This is a genomic window from Staphylococcus piscifermentans (assembly GCF_900186985.1).
Lineage (GTDB): Bacteria > Bacillota > Bacilli > Staphylococcales > Staphylococcaceae > Staphylococcus > Staphylococcus piscifermentans.
The window spans coordinates 290,687-307,861 of sequence record NZ_LT906447.1; the positions used below are offsets into that span (position 1 = coordinate 290,687).

General features: G+C 33.3%; 12 protein-coding genes and 2 pseudogenes. 7 read left to right on the forward strand and 7 right to left on the reverse strand.

The genetic code is table 11. From position 1 onward, the window contains the following. Positions 1-5: 5 nt before the first annotated feature. The 3 genes from CKV71_RS01235 to CKV71_RS01245 are packed head-to-tail and all read left to right on the forward strand — an operon-like array spanning position 6 to position 7,117. Positions 6-3,431 carry a helicase-related protein gene (locus CKV71_RS01235; RefSeq protein WP_095103008.1) on the forward strand — a complete coding sequence of 1,142 codons (3,426 nt, stop codon included), beginning with the start codon at positions 6-8 and terminating at the stop codon, positions 3,429-3,431. Between the two features lie 17 nt (positions 3,432-3,448). Then, the gene (drmB, locus tag CKV71_RS01240) at positions 3,449-5,401 is read left to right on the forward strand and encodes a DrmB family protein (RefSeq protein WP_095103009.1); all 1,953 of its coding nucleotides are present in this window, start codon (positions 3,449-3,451) and stop codon (positions 5,399-5,401) included. Positions 5,402-5,419: 18 nt separating this feature from the next. After that, complete coding sequence (locus tag CKV71_RS01245; protein ID WP_095103010.1) at positions 5,420-7,117, forward strand: nuclease-related domain-containing DEAD/DEAH box helicase; 1,698 nt, start codon at positions 5,420-5,422, stop codon at positions 7,115-7,117. Between the two features lie 18 nt (positions 7,118-7,135). Here the strand turns inward: CKV71_RS01245 and CKV71_RS01250 are convergent, their stop codons facing one another. After that, a complete protein-coding gene (locus CKV71_RS01250; protein ID WP_157738565.1) occupies positions 7,136-8,341 on the reverse strand; it encodes a restriction endonuclease in 1,206 nt (401 codons plus the stop codon). 281 nt (positions 8,342-8,622) lie between these two features. Between CKV71_RS01250 and CKV71_RS01255 the strand changes: the two genes are divergently transcribed. Next, positions 8,623-10,383 (forward strand): DUF2075 domain-containing protein, encoded by a 1,761-nt coding sequence (locus CKV71_RS01255; RefSeq protein ID WP_095103012.1) that lies wholly within the window; start codon positions 8,623-8,625, stop codon positions 10,381-10,383. Further along, a complete protein-coding gene (locus CKV71_RS01260; RefSeq protein WP_095103013.1) occupies positions 10,376-10,714 on the forward strand; it encodes a nucleotide pyrophosphohydrolase in 339 nt (112 codons plus the stop codon). Before CKV71_RS01255 ends, CKV71_RS01260 begins: the two co-directional genes overlap by 8 nt. 70 nt (positions 10,715-10,784) lie before the next feature. On the opposite strand, the gene CKV71_RS01265 is transcribed toward CKV71_RS01260, so the two are convergent. The 4 genes from CKV71_RS01265 to lpdA are packed head-to-tail and all read right to left on the reverse strand — an operon-like array spanning position 10,785 to position 15,465. Next, the gene (locus CKV71_RS01265) at positions 10,785-12,056 is read right to left on the reverse strand and encodes a dihydrolipoamide acetyltransferase family protein (protein WP_095103015.1); all 1,272 of its coding nucleotides are present in this window, start codon (positions 12,054-12,056) and stop codon (positions 10,785-10,787) included. Positions 12,057-12,074: 18 nt separating this feature from the next. Further along, positions 12,075-13,115, reverse strand: a complete 1,041-nt coding sequence (locus tag CKV71_RS01270) for an alpha-ketoacid dehydrogenase subunit beta (RefSeq protein WP_095103017.1) — start codon at positions 13,113-13,115, stop codon at positions 12,075-12,077. Positions 13,116-13,134: 19 nt separating this feature from the next. Further along, positions 13,135-14,082, reverse strand: coding sequence for a thiamine pyrophosphate-dependent dehydrogenase E1 component subunit alpha (locus CKV71_RS01275; RefSeq protein ID WP_095103019.1), 948 nt, complete (start codon positions 14,080-14,082; stop codon positions 13,135-13,137). Between the two features lie 27 nt (positions 14,083-14,109). After that, positions 14,110-15,465, reverse strand: coding sequence for a dihydrolipoyl dehydrogenase (lpdA, locus tag CKV71_RS01280; RefSeq protein WP_095103021.1), 1,356 nt, complete (start codon positions 15,463-15,465; stop codon positions 14,110-14,112). Positions 15,466-15,611: 146 nt separating this feature from the next. Between lpdA and CKV71_RS12465 the strand changes: the two genes are divergently transcribed. Further along, positions 15,612-15,749, forward strand: a complete 138-nt coding sequence (locus tag CKV71_RS12465) for a MazG-like family protein (protein ID WP_167376351.1) — start codon at positions 15,612-15,614, stop codon at positions 15,747-15,749. A 91-nt stretch (positions 15,750-15,840) separates the two neighbouring features. Here the strand turns inward: CKV71_RS12465 and CKV71_RS12625 are convergent. After that, positions 15,841-16,059 (reverse strand): annotated as a pseudogene (locus CKV71_RS12625) (hypothetical protein); the annotation flags it as partial. Between CKV71_RS12625 and CKV71_RS01290 the strand changes: the two are divergent. Then, positions 15,999-16,175: pseudogene (locus CKV71_RS01290) on the forward strand (YfcC family protein); the annotation flags it as partial. The pseudogenes CKV71_RS12625 and CKV71_RS01290 overlap by 61 nt on opposite strands. Before the next feature lie 49 nt (positions 16,176-16,224). Here the strand turns inward: CKV71_RS01290 and CKV71_RS01295 are convergent. After that, on the reverse strand, positions 16,225-17,097 hold the full coding sequence (locus tag CKV71_RS01295) for a metallophosphoesterase (protein WP_095103022.1): 873 nt from the start codon (positions 17,095-17,097) through the stop codon (positions 16,225-16,227). Between the last annotated feature and the right edge of the window lie 78 nt (positions 17,098-17,175).

Here is a 17,175-nt window from a genome sequence, read left to right on the forward strand (position 1 = left end):
TAGATATGAATAATATTCTGGAAGCAAACGTGAAAAATAGAGATAAGTTAATTAATAATCTAAAAGAAGAAATAATAGGACCGATTACTAACTTTAAATATGCTCAAATAATAGATGAGAAGACTACTAAAGAAAATATTGATAATAATTTCCTCATTTATAAATACGGAGGGAGGAAAGAAGAGATTTTTAATACAGGGCGGCCTAGTAAAAAATATGCAGCAGGTTTATTATACCCAAAAAGTAATGGGAATTTTGTAGAAATTGAAAGTGAAGAAAGTAATGAGGTAATTGAAGGAGAGACGCTTGAAGAAGAATTAACTGAAAAAAGAAAAGAGGAACAGCAAAATCCCTATTTACAATCAACGATGGGTATAACTTTCGCAGTACCTTTAGAAGCTGATTTTTTAAAGATTAATTTTGAATGTGGTATGTATAACAAAAATAAAAACTATAATAAAAATTTGCAAATAAACGAGATAAATCAAAATTGGTGGTTTAGGAAATCATACAACGCTAGCCTGAAGGTAGAATTACATAGGGATGAAAAACTAGTATGTGAAAAGTTAAGGGTCAAAGATTTATTGAATAACGAAAAAGAAGATACAAATATTTTATTGTATTCGCATATTAGAGAATTAGAAAACTTAAAAATAGTGACTCTTACAATTGAAAATGCAAAGATATCTAAAGAAGAAGAGGATATACTTTTCCAATGTAAAATTGAAGCTGAATTAAATGGAAAACAAAGCTTTGTACCATATCCTAAAGCGTCAGATATGAATATAGATATTAGTAATGAAGAAAAAAGATTTGAATTTTTATATCTTAAAGAAAAGAACTTCGCTTTTGGTCATGATTGCGCTACTGATTGGAATTTAGATAACAATGAAAATGTGTATAAAATTAGTTCAACTTTCTTACCAGAATATGAAATTAAAACCATGACCCCAGATATAAAAATAGGGGAAGACAATTTATCAATCTATCATTCTAAAATTACAGCATGCAATTCTTATGAAGAATTAGAAAATATACTATTACCTTTAATAGATGGCTATGAAAAATGGTTTGAAAATTTAAAACTAGAGAAAGTTAATCCATATTATGAAAAAGTTAAACAAGGTAATCTTAGAGAAATTGAAAAAAATATTAATCGTATGAAAAAAGGGATTCAACTTTTAAAAAAACAAGACGTATTCCAGTGTTTCAAATTAGCTAACTTATCAATGTTGATGCAGATGAATAACGGAAAGAAACTGAGAAAGGCTGATTATATAAATGGAAATTTAAAATTCGACAAAAATATCAATGTAAATGGTTTCGAAGAATTAGATTATTCTAATTTTGAAAGTCTATCTAATAGTATTGAAAATCAGATAGCAAAAGAAAATAAAGCATTTTTGAAAAAATGGAGAGGTTTCCAAATTGGATTTATATTACAATCACTGGATGCAATTATAAATAAAAAGAGTGAAGACCGTGAAATTGTTGATTTAATTTGGTTTCCGACTGGTGGAGGAAAAACTGAAGCCTATTTAGGTGTTGCAGCATTTTCTATGCTATACAGAAGGTTTGTTGATAAGAATGATATAGGTGTAGATATTTTAATGAGATATACTTTACGTCTATTGACAGCTGATCAATTTCAAAGAGCAGCAAGATTAATATGCAGTTTAGATTATGTTAGAACAAAATTCCTGGAAATATTTGGTGAAAATGAATTTAGTATAGGATTATGGGTTGGAAGAGCCAGTACTCCAAATAAAGTTGAGGATGCTAAAAATAAATTTAATGCATATACTAAGGAAGGCAAAAATGATTTTATAGTTGAAAGTTGTCCTTGGTGTGGTGCTGAAATGAAAGTTAAAAAAAATAATAAGAAAAATATTTATTTGGGTTATTCATTTTCTGGTGCATTAGAAATGAATTGCCCTGATAAAGAATGCCATTTCCATAATCATCTTCCTATTTCATTTGTTGATGAACAATTATACAAAAACCCTCCAACTTTTTTAATAGGTACAATTGATAAATTTGTACAATTAACATGGGTGCCAGAAGCTAGAAGTTTATTTGGGTTTAATCGAAGTGGAGACAGAGTTTTTTCACCGCCGAATATTATTATTCAAGATGAATTGCATTTGATTTCAGGCCCATTGGGTTCTTTATCTGGTATGTATGAAACCTTAATTGAACATCTTTGCACAGATGAAAGATTCGATATTAGCCCTAAAATAATTGGGGCAACAGCAACAATTAAAGCCTATCAAAATCAAATTAAAGCATTATACGGAAGAGAAAAAACTAATCTATTTCCTCCAGCAGGTTTTGATATTAATGATAATTATTTTTCTAGTGTACAAAAAGATGAATATGGTAATCCTGTGCCTGGAAGAAAATATGTGGGCCTGTATTCTACAACACAAGGAAAATTGCAATCACAAGTGCAAACTCTTTCTTCGTTAATAATAAGTGGAAATGAGATACAACCAGAATTGAGAGACCCGTTTTGGACTGTTTTATCTTTTTACAATACTATAAATGATATTGGAAAAGCTCAAACACTAACTGAAGCAGATATAAAAGATACGATTAACAGTTATTATCAGCAAAGAAATATTAATGATGGAAGAATACTAAAATCTCAAAAAATCAAAGAGTTAACGTCTCGAATGAATAATGGAGAAATATCTCAATCTTTAACAGAAATGAAAACACAATATACTACAGTGGATAACAAAGCATTAGATATAGTTTTGGCCTCTAATATTATTGAAGTAGGCGTTGATGTAGATAGGCTTGCTTTAATGACAATAATTGGTCAGCCAAAATCAACAGCTCAATATATTCAAGTTAGTGGACGAGTAGGAAGAAAGCCTCATGAAAGTCCAGGGCTGATTGTTACTGTTTACAACAGAGGAGATAGTAATGATAAGTCACATTATGAACATTTTAAGGAATACCATCAAAAACTGTATTCAAATGTGGAAGAAGCCAGTGTAACTCCTTTTTCGAATTTCTCTATAAAAAGAGGTTTTCCTGCTGTACTAGTTGGTTTCTTAAGACAAAGATTTGATATTAAAGGTTTAGGAAAGTATCCTGATGCTAATTTAATTGATGAGAACTCTGATAAAATCATTCAATTCATACAAAAATATATTGTGGATAAAATGAAATTAGTTGATAGTTCTGAAAGTCAAACATTTGGAGAAACTTATGAAAATGTGATGAATCTACTGACGACTAAAGATTATGAAACATGGGAGTTAACTCAGTATAAAAATGGTTTTATGGTACCTTTACAGAAACAAGAAGAAATACAAAATGATAGTGCAATACCTATGATAAATTCAATGAGAAATGTGGATTCACAAAGTAGGCTGAAAGCTCAAGCTTTAGAAAAAAAATATGAAAGTAATTTTTTATAGAAATGAGTGGGTATTAAATGGTTGAAAAAAAGAAAATCACAATTGCTAAGGGAAAGCTAGTTGGTGAAAAAGGTCCTGGAAGTTTGTATGTGGATACGGAAGGTATTTCTTATTTAATAAGTGCTGTTGATAAGTGGTATGAAAGTACAAAATCAAATGTAGATATAGAAGAACTGAAAATTAGAGATTCAAGAGTTGAAAGAATGCTTAATGTGGATCATTTTAGACAAGTACCAGCATATATAGAACATAATTTTTCTGAAGAAAGTCGTAACACAGAAATAATGATTCCAATTCAACGTTTTCCTCTTGTGCATTATTGTTCTGAATGTATGACTATAGACGAATTTCAACCTGGTTCAGATCAAAAGAAAAAGCGTTGCAAATCATGCGGTAAAGCTACTTCTTTTATTCAATTTCCAATAGCAGTTGTTTGTGAAGAAGGGCACATTGAGGATTTCCCATATGATAAATATGTACATGTTAATAAAGAATGTGACAATAGTATTAAACACGAAGTGAAAATACAAAAACTTGGCAGCTCTATTTTACACAGTAAATTAGTGTGCAGTTGTGGAGCTAGCCATTCGTTGTCTGGGGTTACAGGTAAAGGCGATGGGTCAAAAACACCATTTCAAAAAGAAATGAAAGGATATAGATGTTTCGGTAATAAACCGTGGGCAGGTACAGGTAAGAAAGAGGGAGATTGTGATGCCAATCCAACGGCGATTTTAAGAAATGCTTTAAATGTTTACCGTCCTGATGTATTTTCAGTTTTATCTATTAGTGAGCATTCTAATTCTAAATCAAATAGTTACGAAGATATCCTATTAGATGAATTTAATAAATTAGCACTATATGAAACTGAAAAGAATAATAAGTTAACTGTTTCATATTCCTTTGAAGGCACTGAAAAATCAATAATAAAACAAGTGAATTTTGTTAGGAAATTAGAAGAATTAGTAATCCAAACAGGATTCCATAGATTATCTCCTTCAGACGAAAATATTGCTATGTCGAAAGCACTTGATTCAAAAAGCAATATTATGTTCAGTGATGAAAGTAAAGATTACAACTGGTTACCAGCAAAACAATTATTTGGCGAAGGAATATTCATAGAATTTAATAAAGAAGTCTTAGAAAATTGGCAAGAAAAAACAGAGGTTAAAGAACACTTTGAAAAAGCTCAAAATAAAACTGCTGAAAATTATTTGAGTGAAAAATTTAGAACGCCAATATCAGTACTAATCCACACATTGTCGCATGGTTTAATGAAAGAACTTAGCAAAAATGCTGGTTATTCAAACACAGCATTAAAAGAAAAGCTATATGTTAAAGAAGGAAAATATGGTCTGTTAATCTATGTTACTGATAGTGATAAGGAAGGTACATTTGGCGGTTTAGTTAGCTTAGCCAATGAAGACAAATTTAAAAATATATTTAATAAAAGTTTGAGAAGTATGGATTGGTGTAGTTCGGATCCAGTTTGCTATGAGACTGGTTTAAATCAAGGACAAGGTTTATACAACTCAAATGGTGCAGCTTGTCACAATTGTACATATGTACCTAATACAAGTTGTTCGTTTAGTAATTGTTATTTAGATAGAGATTATGTATTTAGAATCGATTCAAATGTAATAATCTCAAAAGATTTTGGTTGGTTTAAAAATTTAGACACAATAGAAGTAGCCAACAAAATAGCAGTAGTTGATAAGGGTGTTGAATTTCCTTATAGTAATTGGAAAGAAGCTTCTGGATTTGAATCGAGTGATTTTTATATACGCAATGATATAGAAATAGCAGAATTTACGGAAGCTGTTATATCTATAAATGATACAAAGTTTAACGCAAAATATTTTTGGCCAACTGAAAAAAGAATAACTTTGTATAACCAAGAAGAACAAGAAAACGAATTAAAAGATGCATACTTCGGTAAGAATGGAGAATGGGAAATTTTAAAAGAAAACTAAAAAAAGGAGAAAAAAGTAATGGTTACTCTTATACCTGACAAATCACTTGAAGAAATTGACTTTAATAATAGTACAGGTGAGGAAGAATTATATAATGAGTTCCTAAATCTTTCAGATGATTTTATAATTTTTCACTCACTAGATTGGATGTCAAAAAACAATAAACACCTTCAATTTGGCGAAGCTGACTTCATAATTTTTAATAAAAACTATGGTGTTATATCATTAGAGGTTAAGCATGGCGGCATTATGGGAGAATCTGGAAGAATTATGCAAATAAATAGAAAAAATGGAAATAAGATAGATATCGACCCAATGTTTCAGGCGGACAAGTCCAAATATAAATTTCTCAAAATATTTGAAGAGCTGAACAATAAAAATAATAATAAAATAAAAGTGTATTCTATGGTATGGTTCACTGGGGTAGATAAGTCGAATTTGAAAGGTAGTCTTCCGCATAAATATTTTTTAGATGGCAACACCTTTTTTAGGAACCATATGAAAGATGTTGAAATGACATTCAAGACATTTTTTAGTTTTCATAACATGGAAAAACAAAATATACCTGAGTCTTTAGTTAAAGAAATTTTATTAAAAATTTCTCCTGAATTCTCTGTGTTTCCAAGTATGTCGAATCTTATTGAAGAAAATGATTATTACTTTAATAGAATGACAAATGAACAAAATTATTTATTGGATTATTTAGATGAACAACAATTAGCAGTAATTCAAGGTGGTGCAGGAACAGGTAAGACCATGTTAGCAGTTGAAAAAGCACGAAGATTCCCCGAAAATGAAAAAGTTGCTTTTTTGTGTTTTAATAATTTACTTATGCAGTCTCTGAAAAATCAATATGGTGAGTATATGCCTAATGTGACTTTTACCAATTTAAATTCCTTAGCTGCCAAAGCTTTAAATAAGATGCCTACGGATGAAGATATAATTAATTTTTTAGAAAACTTTGAAGAGTATTCTGGTGTATGGGATTTCAAACATATTATCATCGATGAAGCACAAGATTTTATAGATGAAACGGTTGATTTGTTAAAAGAAATTGCTATTTTAAATGAAGGGGATTTTTATGTATTTTATGATAAAAATCAACTTGTTCAAAGAAGAGACAATCTTAAATGGTTAGAGGAAATGGAATGCAGATTATTATTAAGTAGAAATTGCAGAAACACTAAAAATATTGCGGCGACTTCATCTAAGCCTATTGGGTTAGATAAAGTTAAAATGAGAATCGATCTACCCGGCGAAAAGCCGACATATCATAACAATTTAAATAAAACTCAATTATTAAATTGGTTAGAAGAAAGAATACGATTTTATACTAAAAATGGAGTTAAAAAGAATCAAATAACAATTCTCACTCCTAAGACTATTGAAAAATCGGTTCTTTCTGGAATAACTAAAATCGGTAATTATAAGTTAGTTAATGATATAGATGGTAAAAATATTACTTTTACCACTGCTAGAAAATTTAAAGGATTAGAAGCAGATATTATTCTTTTTATTGATATAGATGGAGAAGTATTTAAAAGTGAAGAAAACAGAAGAGTTTTTTATGTTGGATCATCCAGAGCTAAGAGCCAATTGGAGTTAGTCGCCATGCTAGATGATAATCAAGAAAAAGATTTATTTTATAATTTATCTAGAGGAAAATCTAAAAGAAAGGCAAGTTTATTTTCAAATTTAAATGTTAAACTTATTTAATGTAAAAGCAGCTGCGAATCAGCTGCTTTTATTATTGAATTCTTCTAGATAGTCACGTAATCTGCTTTCTGTATTAATCTGTTTTTTCTTAAGTATTTTTATAATGTCAGTTGCAGTAAGAATTAAAATCTTTTTGTTATCTTCAACAATCTCTGTGTAAGCTTGTTTTCCAAGAAAACTTGTAGTTACAAAAACACCGAATTCTTCATTTTTTAATCTTGAAATGAAACGAGATGTTTCTTTTACGCCTACTGAGTTATTAATTTGATAACATTTAGCTTCTAGTATACATGGGATATTTACTTTATTATCGTTAATTCCTACGGAGTAATATCCTATAGCATCTCTGCCCCCATCTCTAATATTTCTAGTTTTTTCAAAATGAAAACTATTGTCCATACTGCTCACAATATCTACAGCTACATATTCAAAATGATAGGGGTTATCAGAAAAGTTATTTATTAATATATTTAGCATGGCTTTATCAGTTTTATTTTCCATTTTTAATTGAGAATCTTTTGAACGAACATGTATTTCATTTGGAGCTTCCAATACCAATGATTTTGTTATAGATTTAGTTTTTTGGTAACGCAACCATGCTTTTGGAGCATATTCGTCGCTTGTTAAAGGAGTAGTAATAAGCGAATCAATCCATTTACGAGTGATAACATCTTTACCAGTGTTTAATATTGAAAATTTAGCTTCATAGTTCAGAAATCTTTGCCCATTTTCATCAGTTCTCCATATACCGTTTAATAATGCCTCATTACGTTCTCCTATTACCTGAGGAACTAATAAACCTATAAATTGAACACTTCTTCTACTAGAAAGTGTTGGATTCTTTTTAAACATAAATATAGGTATATCTAATTTAGAAGCTTCATTGTTAACTCCCCAAATTCGTTCTAAATATTTATTTCCATTTTTTTTAGTTTCATTTATTTGTTTCCCAGCCTTCCGATTGTCTCCAAAATAGGTAACGATGCCTTTTTCTTTATTAATTTCATCTGGCCAATTCACATCTTCCCCTGAAGTATATAAGACGAGGTAGGCAGGATTCTTTTCAACATTATTTTTGACCCGAAACCCCCCGCTATTACCTGTATACATTAATTTACCAATAGCATCATCCGAAATGTTACCTTTATTGCCGCCCTCGTATATTGCGTCAATAATTAAATCAGCACTTTGCAATTCATGAAACTCTATATTTTTATTTTCCATTTTAATTGCCACCTTAATCATAATTTACAAATAAGTGTAAATTAGCTTATTTTCTATCTAACCTAAATAATACTAATAATTTTAATAATTATCTATACTACTAAAATATTTGATATTACAAAAATAAAAGAATGTATAATAACTCCAATTATCGAGTTTAGATTACTGATTACTTAAGATAATTTGTTGATGCGTACATTGATAAAATTTATAATAGTGTCAAGTGTTATACGTAGTATATTAAAACTACAATGATGACAAATAATTTAAATGGTGATTATATGAAAAACAAAGGGGTCCCTATAATTAGGCAGATTGGTTATTCGTTAACGGATTTAAACCAATCTATAAGTACATGGCAAGAACTTAATGAAGCGAAGTATTTACTGCGGTACCCAACGGTATATATTATTAATGATGAAGAGAAGAAAAATGATTTTAAGGTGTATGTAGGTGAAACTGCTGATATTAATAGTCGAACAAAACAACATCTACAGGGTGATGTGAAGATGAAGGAATATTGGCAAGAGTTTTCTAATTCTTTTACGTCTTCAATGTATGTAATAGGCCATCAATATTTTAATAAATCTCTTACTTTAGATATTGAAAATAGATTGATGCAATATCTTTCAAGTGTAAATAGTGTTTCATCTATCTATAACAGTCGTACAAATCAACAAAATGAATATTATACTTCTGATCAATTAGACACTATCTTTTCCCAAATATGGAAGAAGCTGAATAAAGAAAATAACATTCTATTTCCAGTAGAAAGTATTATTAGAGATTCAGCTATTTTCAAAGCTTCACCTTTTCATAAATTAACGAGCGAACAGAATGCTGCAAAGGATGAAATTACAATGAAGATTCAAGTAGCATTACATAATCAGCAAGAAGGACAGTTAGTCCTAGTAGAAGGAGAAGCGGGTTCTGGTAAAACGGTATTGATGAGTAGTTTGTTCTTTGATTTGAAACGAGATTTTGAGAAAGAAAATAATGATTCATCGCTTGATGTGCATCTTTTAGTAAATCATGATGAACAGTTAAAGGTGTATAGAGAAATCGCTAAAAAGTTAGGGTTATATGATAAAAAAGATAATAAACAACCTATCGTCAATAAACCTACCAGCTTCATAAACCATCATAGTACGGATGAAAAAGTAGATGTTATTATCGTTGATGAAGCACATTTGCTTTTAACTCAAGGAAAACAATCCTACCGTGGTAAAAACCATTTAAACGACTTATTGGAGCGAGCAAGAGTCGTTGTTGCAGTGTTCGACCATAAACAAATTCTAAGTACAGAACAGGTATTAGAAGAAGAGCAGTTAAATAAGTTGATAAGTTCGACTAAAGCTAATGATAACCACATCCAACTACGCAATCAGATGCGTATTAATAGTGGTGTAGAGACTATTAATTGGATACGCCATCTGGTAGATCAACAAGCAATTGAAAACATCCCTGAAGATTCTAAAGGATATGAAATAAAAATATTCAATAAACCGGCAGACTTAGAAAATGCAGTACGGAAAAAAGCTGAGTCTGAAGAATCCGGCATATCTCGGTTGTTGGCTACTTATGATTGGAAGTATGTAGGTCAGAAGAAACCAGAAAACCAAGACTATTGGAACGTAAAAATTGATGACTGGAAAATGCCTTGGAATTCACAACTTAATGTAGAAAATAAACGCCAAAAAAATTTATCTTGGCCAGAACAAAGCCAAACTATAAACGAAGTAGGTTCTACGTTTACTATTCAAGGCTTCGATTTAAATTATGCTGGCGTCATTATAGGACCGTCAGTAAAATTCAGAAATGGCCGTATTATCTTTGATGGGTCAGAAAGCTATAATAAAAAGGCGACACAAAATAGAACACTCTCTGATAACTCTAAAAGAAAATTTGATCAGGAGTTATTGAAAAACGAGCTGAATGTCCTTTTAACACGAGGCGTAAACGGGTTATATATTTATGCAGTTGATGATGAATTAAGAGCAGCACTTCAACGTGCAGCTAATGGAGGAATTAATCATGAATAATACTGAAAAGCTTATACAAGAAATTAACGAATTTCGTGAAGCGCGTAATTGGCGTCAATATCATAACGAAAAAGATTTAGCGATTTCACTTTCACTTGAAGCTTCCGAATTATTAGAACTTTATCAATGGAAACAGCCTGAAGAAGTGAACGAAAACAATCGTGAGCGTATCGAAGAAGAGCTTGCAGACGTACTCATTTATAGCTATATGATTGCAGATAACTTAGATATGGATATCGATGAGATTATCCGTAAGAAGCTTGTGAAGAACAGCGAGAAGTATCCAGTAGAGAAGAGTAAAGGCAGTAATAAGAAATATGATGAACTATAAAAAAAGAAGCAGAACTGAAGTACATTTTTGTACAAATTTCTGCTTCTCTTTTTGTGATTTATTTTCTTGGCTATAAAACCAACAAATATGGATTCTCTATATACTTCGCAAGTATTTTCAAGAACTCTGCTGCATCAGCGCCATCTAATATTTGATGATCGAATGTTAAGCTGAATGGAATACGTTGTACTTGTCTTACGTTACCATCTTGCATAACTACTTCTGACTGCATAGCACCGACGCCTAGGATGCCCGCTTCCCCAACATTCAATATAGGTGTAAAGTACTCAATCTCACTCGCACCCATATTCGTAATCGTGAATGTTCCGCCTGACATTGGTACACCATCAGTCTCGTTATTGCGTACTTTTTCAGATAATGTACGAATACTCTCTGCTAAAGTACCAATACTCTTACCATCCGCATTTTCAATCACAGGCACCATCAAACCATCATCTAAAGAAGTCGCAATACCTAAATTAACTTGATCGTATTCTGTTAACTCGCCATTTTCATAGCGAACATTCATCTTTTTATAATTTTGGAGCGCAAGCACTACAGCTTTAGCTAACAAAGCAGTAATAGAAAGTTTTACATCTTGGCCTGCATCGCCTAATTCTTTTTTTAGCTTATCTTTGAAGACAATCAACTCATCCGCATTGACTTTGCGATGCAACGTCAGTTGTGCTGTCTGGTCCTGACTTTGACGCATGTTCTGTGCAATACGTTTGCGCATTGGATTTAAGCCAGCGCCCACATCTGCAGATACTGTTGAAGTAGAAGGGGGCGAAGAAGTCTTCTCTGCGTCTTTATCTAATCCATTTTCTAATACACGTTGAATATCTAATTTGGTAATTCTTCCATTTCCGCCAGTTCCTTCTACTCGTTGAATATCAATATCATTTTTCTCAGCCATCTTGCGTGCGAGAGGAGAGATAAAGATACGTTTTTGATTAGATGCGTTATTATCTTTATTGCCATCGTTGGACGATTTCTTGCTTGAAGTGGACCTTGATGATTTGTCTTTATCTGCTTTTTGATTTTCATTTTCTGTATCATCTTTTTTCTCTTGTGCATCTTCTTCGTTATCGTCAGTTGATTCTCCTTCTTCGCCAATGACACCGATAACAGTTTTTACTTTTGTATCGTAACCGGCTTGTACTTTGATTTTTAACAGAGTGCCATCTGCCGGTGCTTCTATATCTTGAGTTAATTTTTCCGAACTGATCGAAGCCACAGTATCTCCTTTACTAACAGTGTCTCCTTCAGACACGTGCCATTCTTCTACTGTGCCTTCTTTCATTGTCATACCGAGTTTTGGCATCATTATATTTGTACTCATCTCATTCACCTCCCGAAGTTAAAATTTAACCTTTTTCAAATCTTCAATGAGTTCGTTAGCGACATCTAGTACTTTATCTACACTTGGAATGTAAGCTTGTTCTAGGTTTTGTGCAAATGGAACAGGAGTGTCAGGTGCTGTTACTTTTTTGATTGGACCATCTAAATAATCAAAACCAACATCTCCGATTGTAGAAGCGACATCTCCTGCAATATTACATTGTGGGTTGGACTCATCAATGACAATTAAGCGACCCGTCTTCTTCACTGAATCTAAGACTGTTTCCTCATCCCATGGTGAAATAGAACGTAAATCGATGACTTCGACTGATACGTTGTCTTCTGCCAATTTATCAGCAGTATCTAAAGCTACTTGAACCATCTTACCTATGGCAACAATTGTTAAGTCGTCACCCTCTTGAGCAACTCGTGCTTTTCCAATTTCAACTGTATAATCTTCTTCAGGCACTTCACCTTTCATACTCAATAAAGTTTTATCTTCAGAAAATACAACTAAGTTATCATCTTCAATAGCAGCTAATAGTAAACCTTTCGCATCATATGGGTTTGAAGGCACAACAACCTTAACACCCGGAATCGATGCGAAAATATTATAAAGCGTTTGAGAGTGCTGAGCTGCAGCACCTGCGCCTGCACCATGAATGGTTCTGACTACCATAGGAATTTTGGCTTTACCGCCAAACATATAACGCATTTTTGCGCCTTGGTTGAGTATAGGGTCCAGACCAAATCCGATAAAGTCGTTGAACATTAACTCAGCAATAGGGCGTAAACCAGTGGCAGCTGCACCGACTGCTGAACTCAAGGTAATATGTTCAGCAATAGGTGTGTCAATCACGCGGTCACGTCCATACTTTTTAACTAATCCTTTCGTAACTCCGAATACACCGCCGAAAGAATCATCATCTTTCAAATGTTCTACATCTGCACCACCAGCGACGTCTGTTCCGATTAAAATAACATTATCGTCTTTCTTCATTGCAGTATCAATGGCTTCGTTTATTGCGCCCATAAATGTTAACTCACGTTTTTCACTCATAACTAAATCCCCCTTTGATTTATGCAAATACATCTTTGTATAATGAATCTAAATCCGGCTGTTCACTGCTTTCTCCGTATTCAACAGCATCGTCAATAGCTTTTTGTGCAGCTTTTTCAATTTCATCCGCTTCTTCTTCCGTTAATAAGTTATGTTCAATCGCATATTTGCGGAATTCTTCAGTTGGATTACGATCAGCATTACGGTCTTCTTTTGTTTTTACTTTTTGCTCGTCACCTTCAAAGTGACCATACTTACGGTAAGTATCACATTCGATAAGAGTAGGACCTTCTCCGTTTTTCGCACGTTCGATTGCTTTTTTAGCAGCATCTCTTACTTCAACTACATTCATACCATCTACGTAAACACCCGGCATATTATAAGCTGACGCACGTTCGGCAACTGTTTCAGAAGCACTCGCATATTTATGAGTCGTTCCTTCACCGAATTGGTTATTTTCACAGACGAAAATAACAGGTAAGTTGAGAATTGAAGCGAAGTTCAAACCTTCATGGAAATTGCCTTCATTGGCAGCACCATCACCGAAGAAGCAGACTGCTACATTATCTTTACCTTGATTACGTAAAGAAATTCCTGCTCCTGTAGCTAAACCGAAACCGCCACTAACGATACCATTAGCGCCTAACATACCTTTATCGATTTCAGCTACATGCATCGATCCGCCTTTACCATGTCCTAGACCATCGCGTTTGCCCATGATTTCAGCCATCATTCCATTTAAGTCGCAACCCTTAGCGATTGCATGTCCATGACCACGGTGCGTACTTGTAATATAATCATCATCTTCTAACAGTGACATTACACCTGTAGCGACAGCTTCTTCACCAACATATAAATGTACGAATCCTGGAATTTCTCCATTGCTGAACATTTCATGTGCTTTTTCTTCAAAATCACGAATTTCATTCATCGTTTTATAAATCCAGCGTGCTTGTTCTTTATCCATAATGGATTCCCCCTTAAAGAAAAATATTTATTTGTGAATGGCTTTTTTAAACCAGTCATCTGCAGCTTCACCTAAAACTTCAAGTAGAGATGGGTGAGGTTGAATTACTTCAGATAATTCTTCAACTGTACCTTCTGCAACCTTCACGCCCAGTAATTCACCAATTAAGTCAGTAGCATGAGGACCTACAATAAATCCGCCTAAAATTTCACCATATTCTGCATCAGCCACGATTTGAATGAAACCATCTGTCTCTTCTTCAATCATCGCTTTAGCATTACTTTGGAAATAAGATTCTGCAGTTTTCACTTTATAACCTTGTTCCTTGGCTTGTGATGCTGTTAAGCCGACAGAAGCGGCTTCCACACGAGTATAAATACAGCGTGGAATCATATTAATATCGATAGACTTTGGATTTAATCCTGCGATCGTTTCAACTGCATTGATTCCTTCAGCGCTTGCAGCATGGGCTAATTGATAAGTGTTAATTAAATCGCCGACTGCATATACATGCGCTTTACTTGTTTGGTAATTACTATTTACTTTTATAAAAGGTGTATCTTTTTCATTTTCTAATTTGAGATTTTCAGAAGCTTGTAAGTTAGGTTTACGTCCTGTGGCTACGAGTAATGTATCAAAATCAACCTTTGTCTCATCTGCTAAAATAATTTCGTCTTGATTAACTTGCTTAATTTCACAGTTGGTAACTATATTGATTCCTTGTTCTTCTAAGTGTTCTTTCAAAATTGATCGAATTTCTTTAGTTTCAGTCAATAGAATATCTTTTGCGACTTCAAGAAGTGTTACATTGACTCCTAAATCAGCCATAGAGGAGGCGATTTCAGTGGCAATTACACCACCACCTATAACTACAAGTGATTGAGGAAGTTTTTCAAGCTTAAAAATAGTGTTCGTAGTGTGATAATTTACTTTATCTAACCCGTTGATAGGAGGAATGAAAGGTGTACTGCCTGTAGCAAGAAGGATATCGTTAGCTTTGATTGTTTGATCATCAATATGAATCGTTAAGTCATCATTTACTTGGGCTTCACCCTCAAATATTTTCACTTTATTTTGTTTAAGAAGGTGAGAGACGCCGCTTGTTAAATTATTGATAACTGACTTTGTCCTTTGATTGAGTTGTGGAAAATCAATGTTTAAATGATCCGTTTTAATACCCCAACTATCAGCAAGTTTAATATCGTGAATCTTCTTACCATATTCAAGTAATAATTTAGATGGTATACAACCAACATTTAAGCAAGTTCCTCCCATGTATTGCTTTTCAACGATGGCTGTATTTAAACCTAATTGGGCAGCACGTATAGCGGAAACATAACCACCTGGTCCAGCACCAATGACTACTAAATCATATTGTTCCAATAAATCGCCCCCTTAATTAACCCAGTAGATAGAAACGAGATATAATTATGTAAGCGCTTACCTCGTTTCTTTCATTTTATCTATATAAGTGTGAATTTTCAAATAATTTAGTGAGACCTAGATTTAAAATTTTTTATAATGAAGGAGTGAACGAAAACAATCGCGAACGTATCGAAGAAGAACTAACAGATGCACTCGTTTACAGGTATATGATTGCAGATAACTTAGATATAGATATTGAAGAATGGGGAGAAGCACCCAGAGAAGAAGAGCAAGGGGAGTAATAAGAAATATGACTTCCTCGGGTTTTGTGTAATCAGTAATAATATAATCGATTTCTTTAAATTTATTGATGACAAAGGAATCTTTACTATCTTGTTTTGTACTGTCTGCAAGCAAGATGGTCTTGGCACTTTGTTTTATCATCATATTACTGACTAACGCTTCTTCTAAGTCGTATTCATATATCTGAGAGGTATCAAATGCTCCGCAAGATAAAAAGGCTTTATCAAATTTAAAATGTCTGAGCAGTTTATCAATTCGGGCAATATGCAATGTTATTCTTAGCACCGACAGGACTCGTAATGGCGACACTACAAATGTTGAATATGAAATACTCTCACTGGTTACGCTTCGTATGGGCGGTCGTAGTCTTCGTACTCGTATTCGGCGGTGCAATGCTTGTCACTCAAGTATTAATTTATTCTTAAAGCTCAAACAGGTTGAGACTTCAATGGAGGTCTCAGCCTATTTTTACGCTTAATTCCCCACAATTTTCTCCATCAGTTCTGCAGCACTTAAATCTTCTTCTGCGTCTTCTTCTGCCTCTATATCACTGTCTAAGATACAAGTAGTGTAGCTTCTCTCAGGAAAAAGGTGAATCAACCGTGCGCCAGGAGCTAGGTCGCTATATAGACTGACTCCGCTGACCCGACCGTAATTCAATCCAATGCCTTGGTGGAAGAAAGTGAAATCATTGTCATAATCATGACCGCAAAAGATACCGTCTATATTCCTCGCTTCCCGTAATACAGAGAATAATCGCTCACTCTCAGCAACGTAAGAAATCTCACTTTTCTTTTCCCCGATATAAACGAAGACGTTGTCATAAGCTTTGATAGGGCGATGCATAAATAAGACACGATGTGCGACATGCTTTCCGCGATGCTTAAGCTTTTCCTGTAACCAGACGAGATGTTCTTCCTCGATAGTGCCATCCACGCCATTATCTAACACAAAAATTTGTTGGTAGGGACTTTCGATGATATAAGCTTCTTTATCGTTTGCAATGCTGCTACAGTATTTATGAGCATAATTGGTCGAATACTTCGCTTCAAGTTGTCTTAACTGTGTTCGTGTAAGTTCTTGGCATGTCTCTTTATCTCCGAAAGTAGTAGCGATTTTAACCTCGAATTGGTTCATAAACTCCAAGAAACGTTGATAAAGCGCCGCTCCTGTTTCTTGATCTTCAGCCCATATTTGGTTACCTGTGAAAATACATAAATCAGGGTGATACTTGTTGATAAAATAAGCAATCAAGTTAAAGGTTTCTTCGTTTTCTATTTGCTTAGATTGCTCACATGTTAAATACAAATCTGTTAACTGTAAAATTGCATATTTGTTTTTCATCATTGGCGGTTAGCTCCTTAGGTGTATTTTTCTTATGAAAACATCAATTTTTAAAAGTTAATCTGGCGAATTAGTAAGTAA

Bases quoted from the DNA above. Each gene is read 5' to 3' on its own strand.
- CKV71_RS01260 (WP_095103013.1), top strand. From the start codon at position 10,376: ATGAATAATACTGAAAAGCTTATACAAGAAATTAACGAATTTCGTGAA.
- CKV71_RS01295 (WP_095103022.1), bottom strand. From the start codon at position 17,097: ATGATGAAAAACAAATATGCAATTTTACAGTTAACAGATTTGTATTTA.
- CKV71_RS01275 (WP_095103019.1), bottom strand. From the start codon at position 14,082: ATGGATAAAGAACAAGCACGCTGGATTTATAAAACGATGAATGAAATT.
- CKV71_RS01255 (WP_095103012.1), top strand. From the start codon at position 8,623: ATGAAAAACAAAGGGGTCCCTATAATTAGGCAGATTGGTTATTCGTTA.
- CKV71_RS01265 (WP_095103015.1), bottom strand. From the start codon at position 12,056: ATGAGTACAAATATAATGATGCCAAAACTCGGTATGACAATGAAAGAA.
- CKV71_RS01270 (WP_095103017.1), bottom strand. From the start codon at position 13,115: ATGAGTGAAAAACGTGAGTTAACATTTATGGGCGCAATAAACGAAGCC.
- drmB (WP_095103009.1), top strand. From the start codon at position 3,449: ATGGTTGAAAAAAAGAAAATCACAATTGCTAAGGGAAAGCTAGTTGGT.
- CKV71_RS01245 (WP_095103010.1), top strand. From the start codon at position 5,420: ATGGTTACTCTTATACCTGACAAATCACTTGAAGAAATTGACTTTAAT.
- CKV71_RS01250 (WP_157738565.1), bottom strand. From the start codon at position 8,341: ATGGAAAATAAAAATATAGAGTTTCATGAATTGCAAAGTGCTGATTTA.
- CKV71_RS01235 (WP_095103008.1), top strand. From the start codon at position 6: ATGAATAATATTCTGGAAGCAAACGTGAAAAATAGAGATAAGTTAATT.